This window comes from Maribellus mangrovi (genome assembly GCF_037646455.1).
Lineage (GTDB): Bacteria > Bacteroidota > Bacteroidia > Bacteroidales > Prolixibacteraceae > Draconibacterium > Draconibacterium mangrovi_A.
In genome coordinates this window covers 17,787-30,812 of the sequence record NZ_JBBIXN010000011.1, presented here as the reverse complement: position 1 = coordinate 30,812, position 13,026 = coordinate 17,787, and the positions used below count along the sequence as shown (strand labels likewise).

Annotated in this window: 9 protein-coding genes; 3 read left to right on the top strand and 6 right to left on the bottom strand. The window is 42.1% G+C overall.

The genetic code is table 11. The features are described 5' to 3' along the window. Positions 1–142: 142 nt before the first annotated feature. From rplS to WFY05_RS22165, 5 genes are all read right to left on the bottom strand, one after another. Positions 143–490, bottom strand: coding sequence for a 50S ribosomal protein L19 (rplS, locus tag WFY05_RS22185; protein WP_340115141.1), 348 nt, complete (start codon positions 488–490; stop codon positions 143–145). Positions 491–694: 204 nt separating this feature from the next. Continuing rightward, the gene (locus tag WFY05_RS22180; protein ID WP_340115140.1) at positions 695–3,964 is read right to left on the bottom strand and encodes a S41 family peptidase; all 3,270 of its coding nucleotides are present in this window, start codon (positions 3,962–3,964) and stop codon (positions 695–697) included. A 138-nt stretch (positions 3,965–4,102) separates the two neighbouring features. After that, complete coding sequence (locus WFY05_RS22175; RefSeq protein ID WP_340115139.1) at positions 4,103–5,791, bottom strand: dipeptidase; 1,689 nt, start codon at positions 5,789–5,791, stop codon at positions 4,103–4,105. A 118-nt stretch (positions 5,792–5,909) separates the two neighbouring features. Further along, positions 5,910–7,091 (bottom strand): aminotransferase class V-fold PLP-dependent enzyme, encoded by a 1,182-nt coding sequence (locus WFY05_RS22170; protein WP_340115138.1) that lies wholly within the window; start codon positions 7,089–7,091, stop codon positions 5,910–5,912. Positions 7,092–7,177: 86 nt separating this feature from the next. Beyond that, complete coding sequence (locus WFY05_RS22165; protein WP_340115137.1) at positions 7,178–8,875, bottom strand: M23 family metallopeptidase; 1,698 nt, start codon at positions 8,873–8,875, stop codon at positions 7,178–7,180. 204 nt (positions 8,876–9,079) lie between these two features. Here WFY05_RS22165 and WFY05_RS22160 point away from each other — a divergent pair, with 204 nt between their 5' ends. From WFY05_RS22160 to rny, 3 genes are all read left to right on the top strand, one after another. Further along, positions 9,080–9,373: a coiled-coil domain-containing protein gene (locus WFY05_RS22160; protein ID WP_340115136.1), complete on the top strand. Its 294-nt coding sequence runs from the start codon at positions 9,080–9,082 to the stop codon at positions 9,371–9,373. 6 nt (positions 9,374–9,379) lie between these two features. Further along, positions 9,380–9,682, top strand: coding sequence for a cell division protein ZapA (locus tag WFY05_RS22155; RefSeq protein ID WP_340115135.1), 303 nt, complete (start codon positions 9,380–9,382; stop codon positions 9,680–9,682). A 93-nt stretch (positions 9,683–9,775) separates the two neighbouring features. Continuing rightward, positions 9,776–11,335 (top strand): ribonuclease Y, encoded by a 1,560-nt coding sequence (gene rny, locus WFY05_RS22150; protein ID WP_340115134.1) that lies wholly within the window; start codon positions 9,776–9,778, stop codon positions 11,333–11,335. A gap of 433 nt (positions 11,336–11,768) precedes the next feature. Here the strand turns inward: rny and WFY05_RS22145 are convergent, their stop codons facing one another. After that, positions 11,769–12,944 carry a tetratricopeptide repeat protein gene (locus WFY05_RS22145; RefSeq protein WP_340115133.1) on the bottom strand — a complete coding sequence of 392 codons (1,176 nt, stop codon included), beginning with the start codon at positions 12,942–12,944 and terminating at the stop codon, positions 11,769–11,771. Positions 12,945–13,026: the final 82 nt, after the last annotated feature.

Genomic DNA, 13,026 nt, shown 5'->3' with positions numbered 1-13,026 from the left:
AAAGCCAAAACTCAACCTGGAAGAAATTGTCGAAGAAAGACGTGTTTGCTCTTTCTCTTAGATCGAACTCACGTTAACCACCATTTCAGGCATAAAAAAAGGTCTCTTAAACAGAGACCTTTTCATTACATATGCGAATATCTTAGAATCTTTTTTCCTTGATACGGGCTTTTTTACCTGTAAGCGAACGCTGGTAGAAAATTCTTTTACGACGAACACTGCCACGTTTGTTTATTTCGATAGTGTCGATAAAAGGTGATTGAATCGGGAAGATTCTTTCAACACCAATGTTTCCAGACATTTTACGAATAGTAAAAGTTTTGCTGGCACCTTTTCCGCGAAGCTGAATTACTACACCACGGAAATTCTGGATCCTTTCTTTGTTACCTTCTTTAATCTTGTAACTTACGGTAATGGTATCTCCCGCACTGAATTTTGGGTAGTCCTTTGCTACTTCAAATTCCTTTTGTACTTCATTAATTAAGTCCATTTTCTTTTCTTTTTATAAATTGGCAATGTAATTCGCCACCGTGACGAATAAGAGATTGCATAAAATCGGCTGCAAAAATAGTAATTTTTTTAAACCTCCAAACTTATTTTTATGTTGATTTGAAGTTTTATTTTATTGAATGTCAGAAGTTACAGTAAAAAAGCAGAATTTCAAAACGAAATCCTGCTCTTTTAATTATCGTGCCTACTTCAATTTAAATCCTTCCGGACGTTTCCATCGTTTTGGTGCCGGTGGTTCCGGCTTCATTTTAAATTCTTCAGTTTTGAGTTTTTCAAGTGCTACCTCCACGGCTTTTTCCAGCTGCGGATCGTGGCCCTCGAGTACCAGTTTTGGCTCCTGAATAACCTCAACGTTTGGTGAAACACCTACGCCTTCAACGGCCCAGTTACCATCCACATCGAAGAATCCACCCCGTGGCGCTACAATTCTGCCACCATCAATCAGCGGCGGTGTATCCCAGGTTCCAACCAAACCTCCCCAAGTTCGCGTACCGACCAAGGGTCCAAGATTTTTTTCCTTAAACATGTAAGGGAGCAAATCGCCACCGGATCCTGCCCGCTCGTTAATGATCATGACTTTGGGGCCCCAAATTCCTGCCATTGGTGTTGTCCAGGGCCGATTATCTTTTGCTTTGCTGTTAAAATAGCCCAACAAAGTTCGCGACATCACATCGATCATATAATCCGCTGCCGAGCCTCCACCGTTATTACGTTCATCAAGTACCACTCCTTTTTTGTCCTGCTGTGCAAAATAATAACGATTAAAAGAAGCGAACCCCGAGCCGGAAGTGTTTGGCAGGTATACATATGCCAACTTCCCACCGGATAATTCATTTACTTTTCTTCGGTTGTTCTCAATCCAGTCAAAACTGCGTAAGGAGCGTTCACTAGACACCGGTTCAACAGTTACTTTTTTGGCCTCCTCAATATTTGGATCTGAGTTAACTTTGATGAAAGTTTGCCTTCCTGAAGTTTGCTCAAACAAACTATAAGGATTTGTTGGAGCTTTCAACTCTTTTCCGTTAACAGCGAGCAAATAATCACCTTCTTTGATTTCAAGTCCGGGTGCAGAGAGTGGTGCTTTGGTTTGCGGATTCCAACTTTCGCCGGTATAAATTTTAGCAATTCGGTAATAGCCATCTACTTCTTCCAGATCGCACCCGAGTAATCCGATCGGCACACGATCGATGTTGGGCATATCGCCACCTGCCACGAACGAGTGCCCGATAGAAACTTCTCCACTGATGATATCAATAATGTAATTCATATCGGTTCGGTGACGAGCCGATTTCACCCACGGGGAGTACCATTCATATATATTATCCCAGGGTGCGCCGTGCACATTATCCACATACAGGAAGTCGCGCATGAAACGCCACGAATCGTCAAACATTTGTTGATATTCTTCGGTAGGATTTATTTGTATCTTCAGGTTCGTGTCCAGCTTGCCATCACCATTTTTTGGTTTTGCTTTTGTATCAACAATAGCCCAGCTACTGCCCTGCCGATATAACATGTTTTTCGCATCTACAGAAGTCGTAACGCTACTTATACCGCTGACAAAATCAGTGGCTTTATTTTCTTTGGTTTCGTATTTATGCAACACTACTCCTCTTTCGTTTGGAACAGACTCGGCAACAAAAACCGTTTTTTCAGGTCCCTGAATCAGCGCTACATAATTCCGGTCGGGCATATTTAGCGCCACAATGCGTTCGGCCAGTCCATGAGTATCAATGCTTACAGAAATTTCATCCTCCTTTTTCTCATCATCTTTTTCATCTTCCTTGCTCTCGCTGTCGCCACTTTCCTCTTTTTCTGTCTTTACTTCTTCATCATCACTGGTAGGTAAAATGGGCGACTCGCCATCTTTTGACAGAACGATACAATAGAGACTTCTTGTAACATCAGGATCGTAAGAACTCATATCGAGCCAGCCGGTATTAAGTCCGTAGTTGGTGCTTGCCAGAATGTACATATACTTCCCGCTGATATCCCAGGCCGGCGTTAATACATCAGCCATTCCATCTGTTAACTGAATAGTTTCTTCGGAATAAATATCGTAGGCAAACACCGCTTTAAAGCTGCTATTCAGTTGCTTGGCGTATGCGATCCACTTACTGTCGGGCGACCACTTGGGCTGCATTTCCCGATTTGGATGGGCAAAAGCATCGGTGGCTACTTTGGTTATGTCACCTGTTTCCAGTTCGATGTACCAAATGTTGTAATCGGTGTCGGTGTAGGCAATTTTCTTTCCATCGGGCGACCATTCGGGGCGAAAAAAGAAAGTTGGATTCTTTAATTCGAAGGACTTTGGATTTTGTCCGAACTGATCAGCGACAATCAGTTTATATTCACCACTTTCGTCGTTGAACCAGGCAATTTTATCACCTAAAGGCGACCATACCGGGTAACGATCGGCCACACCCGAAGTATTGGTAATGTTGCGCCAGGTTCCTTTTTCTTTTGGAACGGTAAATATTTCGCCACGGTATTCAAAAACAGCTCGTTTTCCGTTGGGTGAAATATTAGCGTTGGTCAGGTTGCCTGCAGTTACATTCTCCCAGCGTTCGCGGGCAAAATTCATATCACCTTTCACGTTTATTACCAATTGTTTTGAGTCCCCCGTTTCCGGATTCAAAAAATGCAAATATCCACCACATTCATAAACGATGGCATCTTTACAGGCATCCAGACTTTTAATATCAAACTGAGCTTCATGCGTTATTTGTTTCTCATCACCCGTTTTTGGATCGAACATCCAAATATTGCTGGTATAATCTCTTTCCGACAGGTAATACACTCTATTGTCGTACCAAACCGGATCGAGATGACGCTCATTTGTAGGCTGCGGAGTACGTTTCAGTTCTTTGGTCTTTAGGTCTACAATCCAAATTGGCATGGCTTGCCCGCCGCGGTAATTTCTCCACTCCGGATCCCAAAAGGTGATGGGAACGTAAGCTATTTGCTTTCCATCCGGAGAAATCTCGCCAAAGGCAGCACGTGGAATGTCAATCGCTTTGGGTAAGCCTCCTTTTATACCAATTTTATAAAACTTACTGGTTTGTGTTGGCCGGCTTTCCCGTGCCGAACGAAACATGACTTCACCTTCGGGTGTCCATCCCTGTACTACATCAGCACCTGGGTGCCAGGTTAATCTTTTGGGAGATCCGCCTTCTGCCGGCAGCACGTAAACATCAGTATTTCCACCATACTGCGCTGAAAATGCGATCCATTTTTCATCAGGAGAAAAATGCGGATTTGATTCCTGACCTTCGTTAGTTGTCAATCGAATAGCATCTCCGCCGTTTCGTTCAACTTTCCACAGATCGTTGGCATAAACAAAAACTATACTTTCATTCGAAATTGTTGGTTCGCGAAGTAACTGCGTACCTTGAGCATTAGAAATATTCACAGCTATTCCGAACAGGAAAAGAAGCGATAACAAAAATTTCATGATTGTTTGTCTTTTTAGAATTTTAAATAATAAAGGTAACAATTTATGGGTGTACAAGTTGTGTATTCCGTTACAGATTCCATAAAAAAAGGTCCCTTTTTTAAGAGACCTTTTCAGTAGAAAATACGACGTTGCAATTTAATGACTTTCTCCGATGACTTTAAAATGATCGCCGGTTGCATTTACAATGGCACGGTACCACCATTCGGGGTAACCGGCAAAAATGGGTGATTTTGGCATCCCGGTTTCTGTACGTTCGAATTTTCCGTCTTTTTCGCGCTTGATATTGCCGTCTGTATATTTTATAAGCAAATAATTGCGCAGTTCTTTCCAGCGGGCCGTCATATTATTGGCTTCATTTTTCGAGAATTCAGAGATGAACTTCCGGGCTTCAGTTTCACCGGATTTATTTAGAAGTTCTTCTGCTGCTTTATCAATGACAGGAACATAAGTCACGAATTTATCTTCCAATTCTGATTGAACCACCTGAACATCCTTGATCATATCGTCGTAACGCAAATAGGCATAGTTGGCAACCTGGCTGAATGTCCAGAAAGCTGAAGTCTCGCTAAATGTTAACATGTCGCCATTACCTACAGCAAAACATTCCGGGATTTCGGTTATTCCGCAATACATGGGTGCGTAACAGGTGCTGTAAGCGTCGTCAACACCAAACCACAGAATTCCACCAATCGGATCAGGCAACCAGCTTCGGCATTGCGCTACAAACGAAAATCCGGTTTGCTGCGTAGAAATCGCTCGTTCGTTACAATATTCAACAGAATCAACTTCCCAGGTGAGGCCACGCCAGCGATATGGAAGTTTATACGGACCGGCACCAATATCCTGTGTCATGTCCAGTTCGGTTCCTTCAAAATGGTCGCGCATCATGCCCATCACATCCTGAACAGTTAGTTTTTTATCCGGTTTTACCCACAGCGGCAGGCGATTAACCGGGAAATTATTATCGCCATCGTGTTCAATCAAACCTTTTGCATATTCCGAATATTCATCCATCCCTTCGATTACTTTGTTAAAACCTGCCCAAACGCGAGCATCGCAAAAACGTGCGCCGCCAAAGTCAACAGGGGCATAAACATCCGAGAAGCTAAAATCTTTATCAGCACCATTGTACCAGCCTTTTTCGCGGGCAAATGAAATTACATCGTCAGCATAAACACAGTTTTCACTATCCTCAAGCGGAAAAGTTGTGATACGTGCCTGGTTGGCATGGCCACTCACATAACCGTCGGGAACGCGAACTGCAACCCAAACCGCTCCTTTTTCGCCTTCGCCTTTTCCTATCAGTTCCAGGATCCAGGCTTCATCGGGATCGGCAATCGAAAATGATTCGCCTGAACTGTAATAGCCGTATTCCGCCACCAAGTCCGTCATTATCTGAATGGCTTCACGGGCCGTTTTTGCACGTTGCAAAGTCACGTAAATCAGGCTGCCATAGTCCATAATTGCACCGCTCTGACTTCCCAGTTCAGAACGACCTCCAAAAGTTGTTTCACCAATGGCCAACTGAAATTCGTTCATATTGCCAATTACACTATAGGTGTGCGCCGGCTGCGGAATATCGCCCAGGTATTTCCCGGTATCCCACTCGTAAATTTTGCGCATTGTTCCTGCCGGATGATCGGAAGCAGGCTGATGATACAATTCGCCGTAAAGTGTGTGCGAATCGGCGGCATAAGTAATCATCACCGAACCATCAACTGAAGCGCCTTTGGTAATCAAAAAGTTGGTACACCCGTTTGAAACCTGTTGATTTATAATCAGGAATGCAAAAATCAGCATTCCTGCTATTGACATTTTCTTCATGGTATTTCGTTTAAAATTTTCGAGAAAACGACAAATATAATGAAATGGAAATTAGGGAATATGATTTTTGTCGTACGGAACAGGGAACCGTTCTTTATATGTAGAACGGTTCCTTATTTTATATACAACTTTTAATTCGTTCAAAAATCTCCTCAATATTATTATTCAGTCCCACAGAAAGCCGAACCAATCCATCGGATAAACCCATTTCCTTTTGAACCTCTATAGGAACTTCGGAAGAAGTACTGTGTCCGGAACAGCTAAACAAGGTTCTGAAATAACCAAGTGACACTGCGAGATAGCCAACATTTGCCTGTTGCATTTTAAACATGATTTGGTTGGCATTTTTTTCGGTGCCAAAATCAATAGCCAACATTCCACCGTATCCAAATTCGTTGTTCATTAATTGGGTATGCAATTCGTGTTGCGGGTGTGATTTTAATCCGGGATATTTAATTGGAAGTCCCATCTCTTCAAACTTTTGAGCCAAAAACAAAGCGTTGGAACTGTGCTGTTTCATGCGCAAATGAAGCGTGTGCAGATTCTTCAAAATACTTGACGAACGCAAAGGATCGAGCACCGGGCCAAGCAACATCGCCGTCCCGTCGTTTACATTCGAAAGCTGGTTTATAAACTCTTTTGTTCCGCAAATTGCACCTGCCACACAATCGTTTTTACCGTTGATAAATTTGGTCATGCTGTAAACCACCAAATCTGCACCCAATTCTGAAGGAGAAAAAATCATCGGTGTAAAAGTATTATCGACCATGAGTTTGGCTCCGAATTCGTGCGCGATCTTAGCCAACTCCGGAATATCGGAAACCTGTAATAATGGGTTGGTAACCGTTTCTGTGTAGATTACTTTGGTGTTCGGTTGCATGGCCGCCTTCACCTGTTCCAGGTCGGTGATGTTCACAAAACTCACTTCAATGTTGTATTTGGGCAACCAGTTTTTCAGAAAAGCATAGGTACCACCATAAGTTGTTACACTGGTAATAATGTGATCGCCCGAATGGCATAATTGAAGCAGCGAGCAAGTAATGGCTGCCATTCCTGAGGAAGTAATCCATGCCGATTCGGTTTTCTCCATGGCGGCTAAAGCATCAGCCAGGTATTTATTACTCGGATTCCAGTGGCGCGAATACAAAAAGCAGCCTTCCATGTGCCCCAGAAAGGTTTCTTCCATGGTCTCGCCCTCGAGAAAAGTATAAGTTGAAGAATCGGTGATCGACGGATTTACACCACCAAACTCGCCAAATTGCTGAATGTCGAAAATTCGTTTTGCAGGATCTGATTTCATAGGTAAAGCTAATTAGTTTCCTGCAATTTATAAGGAATGCAGAGTTTAAGGAATGATGAAAATCTGCTTTTTGTGAATATTTCAAACTATTTCCAGAAAGAAGCTTCGTAAACTGAAACGTTATCCCGATAATCGGTTACCACCAGTTTAAAAGCATGACGTTTCCCCAACTCAAAACGCTCACTGTCGAAATAATGTGTAATCCGCCCGCTTTTGGCATCGTATTCGAACAAAGCCCATTTATCATCGAGGTAGCCATCGATTGATTTTATCCCGGCCAAATCATCGTCAAGCTTAAAACGAATTCTGTTTGATTCTGTTAAAGCCCCGTTTTGAATACTTAAGGTAGTAATTTGTGGTGCCAGCGTATCGGCCATTAAGGCATACATTCCAAGTGCACGGATGTTGGCTTCCACCCAACCATTCTTAAAAGTTCCTCCCACCGATGAAGGTTTTCCACTGTCGGAATCAACATTTACCATCAGCAATTTCGATTGCAGTCCGGGAGTTACACTACGAGGTTTGATGCGTAAAATTGCGGGTTTATGAAGCGGAATCGTTTTATCTTTTACCAACTGAAAATCGGAATAATAAGCGTCGGTGGTTGGACGTGTAGAATAAGTAAAATCAAGATCTTTGTATAGCGCTCCTGTTGGTATTTCCAGCTCACAATCATCCGACTCGAAATTGTTATCACGATTGTAAGGCATCTCAATGCGCCCGTTCTTCTTATCTGTCAAAATCTGAGAAACTACCTGTTCTATTTTAAATTCCAGCACGGCACTGTTTCCATAGCTGTCCTCTATTTCAATTTCAACCTGATGCACACCTGGAGCCACATTTACCCGCCCCTGCGATAAGTTATATGCATAAATAGGCAACAGGTTTCCGGGATCGCCCCAGGTTTTTATATAACGTCGTTTCGTCGTTTTATAAACCGCGTAATCAATGTGGCTGTTGATGTACCTCGAATTATCGAACGAAAAACGATTTAACTGAAATGCAAACTGCGTTTCACCATCCACCTGCATGCTCAATTGGTTTATGCCGCATTTGTTGTACGTTCCGTCGAAATAATCGTTGGCCTGAATGGCAAATCCAATTTCACCATAAGCCGGAATAACCGGGTTGTTTTTCAAATGATATTTCCCATCGTAAAAAACCACGGGATAGCTTTTTTCTGTCCCCAGGAGACTGACCGACGAGGTATCGGAAAGTAGAACCACCAAAAGCGAAAAAATCTTTGGAGGCGTATTGTCAACCACTGAAAATCCATATTCCAGCGGATTCAGCGGCTCTTCTGATTTGGTATCCCTGATCTCGAAATGCAGGTGTGGCCCGCCTGAACTTCCGCTATTACCGCTTTTCGCAATTTCTTCGTCTTTTTTCACCTTGAACAAGTATGAAGGAATCTGAAGATCAACTTTAAACGATTTTTGCTCGTATTGTTTGTTTTTTACATAGTTCTGAATTTCGGGAGAAAAACGCGACAGGTGTCCGTAAACAGAGGTCGTTCCGTTGGGGTGATCGATGTAAAGTGCATTTCCGTAACCGGTTGGTGACACAACAATACGCGAAACAGCACCGTCTGCTGCTGCATAAACGGGCAGTCCGGTAACTCCCTGCGTTTTTATATCTATCCCCGAATGAAAATGATCACTCCGCAGTTCGGCAAAACTTCCACTTATTAACAATGGAATTTTCAAGGGATCGGTATAATAGGCTTCCTGCGCGTGCAGGAGAGAAGAAAACAACAACAGGAAAAACAAAAATCGCGTACGCATAGAAAAATGTGATTAAGCCAACAAAATTAAATTTTTCGTGGCGATAAACAGTATCTAATTTAAATATTACCACAGCACGATGAAAAACATTAAAAGTGCATCGAATGTCAACATCTGATTGTTAGGAGAATTTAGCTTCAAAGCAGTTCTTTTACTTTTAAAGTATCGAAAAAAAGTTAACTTTGTTCGCGAAATGCAGCTATAATGACCGAAGAAGATCGTTTGCTTCTAATTGATTTAAAAGAAAATACGCAGCATTTATTTGGGTTGTACCATCAGCTCGAAAATGAAAATAGAATGTTGCAGAAGGACCTGGAAGCCCTTCAAAATAAGATAGAATCATTGGAGCAGGAACGATTGGAACTCGGTAAAAAGAATGAGCAACTGAAAGTAGCCAACCAGCTTTTATCCGGAACGGATGAAAACCAGGACGCTAAACAGAAAATAAACAGTCTGATACGGGAAATTGATAAATGTATCGCATTACTAAACAAGTAATGTAAAGTGAGAGAAGACAACTTTAGAATAAATATTAAGATCGACGGCAGGAATTATCCGTTAACCATCGATCGAAAAGATGAAGAGCGATACCGAAAAGCTGCAAAAATTGTGAACGAAACTATAAATGAATTCAGAAAAAGGTTTCAGAACAATGACCAACAAGACATAATGGCGATGACAGCTTTTCAGTCAGCACTGAATTACAGCAAGCTGGAAAATCGTCAGGATTACGCTCAATTCATCGATGATATTAAAGATTTAAACGACGATATTTCTGATTTTTTAAAAGAAAAGAACCGGAAATAGAGCCACATAATTTATCGAAGACCTGTATAAGACCTTTCTTGAAAAAGAGAGGTTTATTACAGGTTTTTTTAGTACTAATTAATAATGTTAAAAATGGATATAACTTTGATAATAGGTATTGCTGCCGGGTTTGTTGCCGGAGGTGGGTTGGCCTACCTGATCTGGGACAAAGCTCTGAAAGCAAAAAAACGAAAGATCATTGGTGAAGGGAAAGCTGAAGCCGAAGTGATCAAGAAAGATAAAATTTTACAGGCCAAAGAAAAGTTCCTGCAATTAAAATCGGAACACGAAAAATACATTAACGATAAGAATTCTTCACTGGCTAATCTCGAGAACAAACACAAACAACGGGAGAACAACCTCAACCAGCGTCGCGATGAAATCAATCGTAAAGTAAAAGAATTTGAAACTGAAAGACGCGAAGTTGAAGCTATCCGCGAAAATTTGAACGGACAGTTGCAACGTGTTGAGCACAAGAGCGAAGAGCTGGAAAAATCGCACCGTCAAATCCTTGAAAAGCTGGAGCAGATCTCTGGCTTATCAGTTGAGGAAGCCAAATCGCAATTGGTTGAGCAATTGAAAGAAGAAGCCAATTCGGAAGCTGTTTCATACATCAACGAAATTATGGAGGAAGCCAAACAAACCGCCAATAAAGAGGCGAAAAAAGTGGTGGTAAAATCCATTCAGCGTGTGGCTACTGAGACGGCTATTGAAAATGCGGTTACTATTTTCCACATTGAAAGCGACGAGATCAAAGGCCGAATAATTGGGCGCGAAGGACGTAACATTCGTGCACTGGAAGCTGCTACAGGCGTTGAAATCGTTGTTGACGACACTCCTGAAGCCATTGTACTTTCGGCTTTCGATCCGGTACGTCGTGAAATTGCCCGTTTAGCCCTGCACCAACTGGTAACCGACGGACGTATTCACCCGGCCCGTATCGAGGAAGTGGTTCAGAAAGTGAAAAAGCAGATTGAAGAAGAAGTGATCGAAACCGGTAAACGTACTGCAATCGATCTTGGAATTCACGGTCTGCATCCGGAACTGATTCGACTGATCGGTAAAATGAAATACCGTTCGTCGTACGGACAGAACCTCTTACAACACTCACGCGAGGTGGCTAACCTGAGTGCCATAATGGCATCGGAACTGGGACTGAATCCGAAAAAAGCCAAACGTGCAGGTTTATTACACGATATTGGTAAAGTACCTGATGACGAGCCCGAATTGCCACACGCAGTTTTAGGTATGAAACTGGCCGAGAAATTTAAAGAAAAGCCGGATATTGCCAACGCCATCGGGGCGCACCACGACGAAGTGGAAATGCAGACCCTGCTCGCTCCTATCGTTCAGGTGTGCGATGCCATTTCAGGTGCCCGTCCGGGAGCACGCCGCGAAGTGGTTGAATCGTACATCAAGCGTTTGAAAGACCTGGAAGACCTGGCACTTTCATACCCAGGTGTTATGAAAACCTACGCCATCCAGGCCGGTCGCGAATTGCGCGTTATTGTTGGTGCCGACAAAATGAACGATCAGGATACAGAACAATTGTCGTACGACATTTCGAAACGTATTCAGGATGAAATGACTTACCCGGGCCAGATCAAAATTACTGTGATCCGCGAAACCCGTGCCGTAAGCTACGCGAAATAAGAGCTACTTTATTTCAAATATACGGAAAGCCTTTCATCGTTTGATGAAAGGCTTTTTTATTGTTGTCTGTTCAATATCAATTCCAATACCTAAGCTGCACTTTTACGAAAAACCTGTATCATATCTGAGCCAAAAGCTTTTATTTCAAATCGCGGGCTAGTTTTTCGCTCCAATTTATTCCTGTGGTAGGAGAAAAAGTAGTTTCCGGCATCTAAATACATTTCAAGGATTGTATCTGCTACATTGATGTATGGAAGATTAAAACAGAATACCAGGTTTATGATCATTTGGGCTTTCACCCTAATTTGAAGGATCCATGGGCACTTGCTTCGTACACTTAGTGCACAGGACATTATAAGTTTCATCTTAAGCACAAAAAAACCGCTTTCTATCAGGTGACGGAAAGCGGTTTTAAATATCTTAAAATGAATTCTTACTGACCCAATTTTTCAAGAACAGCATTGTACTTGTCCATATCTTTCATACGGTAGTACAGGTTTTTCAACGATTCCAGTGTCATTGGATCGTTAGGTTGCAGTTCTTCGCATTTTTCCATGTATGGCAATGCTTTTTCGAACCACTGATCGGCTTTCGCCAATTCGGCCTCGTATTTTTCGTTTTCGTTGGCCGGTACCTCGCGGGCTACATCAATTTGTTTTACACCCTTATTGTAATAAAGTGCTCCCAAATTGTAGTATGCATTGAAGAAAGTTGGATCTACCTTAATCGCATTTTCGTAACTTTTAATGGCATTTTCTTCGTCGCCAAAAGATTCGTACAAAGTACCCTGGGCAAAATGGTAGGTTACGTTATTCGGGTCCTGCTGAATCGCCATATCCAGGTATTTCATCGCTTCTTCTTTCCTGTCTGTTTTCAGGTAAAGATCGATCATGCTGGTCAGAATATTATTGTCATCCGGATATTTCTCAAAACCTTCCTTAATCGTTTCCAGCGCTTTTGTAGTGTCCTTCATATTCATGTACGATTCATACATCATACGGTAAGCGCTCTCGCCATTGTAGCCGTGTTCTGCAGCTTCGCCATAATATTTAATGGCTTTTTCGTACTGCCCTGAATTGTAGGCGGCTAAACCAGTATTAAAAATAATTACTGTATCAATGGCATCCGGGTTGTCTGCTTTAACGATATCGATATTCTGGATCTCCAAAATTTGCTCAAACGATCTCAGTGCCGTTTCATAGTCATTTTGATTAAACGCTTCCACCGCCTGATTAGTCAGGTCGTTGGTCAACAAGGTCAATTTGATTTTTACACTGTTCTCGTTTCTTCCTTTGTCGTCAAGTTCCAACGCTTTTTTATACGATTCCAATGCAACTGTTAACGGATCTTCTGCTAAACTTTTAAAATTTGGATCCTCACTTTCAAATATTGCCTGGTAAATTTCACCTCTAACTTCCCATGTTTTAGGCCATGGAATCGTTTTTTCTGACTTAGAATTAGCCGGATCAATCGTTTCTTTGATCGTTTCCAATGCCTTGTCGAGTTTACCGGTGTCTTTAAAATTCTGAGCACTTGACACTTTACCTTTTTGAGCAAATGCTCCACCAAAGGCAAAGATTAAGGCCAGAAGAATAATTGATTTTTTCATCTCTCTAAAATTTTAATTTTTTTATGATTTCGGGTTACTGAGCTTTGTTTACTCAATCCCCCGAAACTCATGTCATTACTCG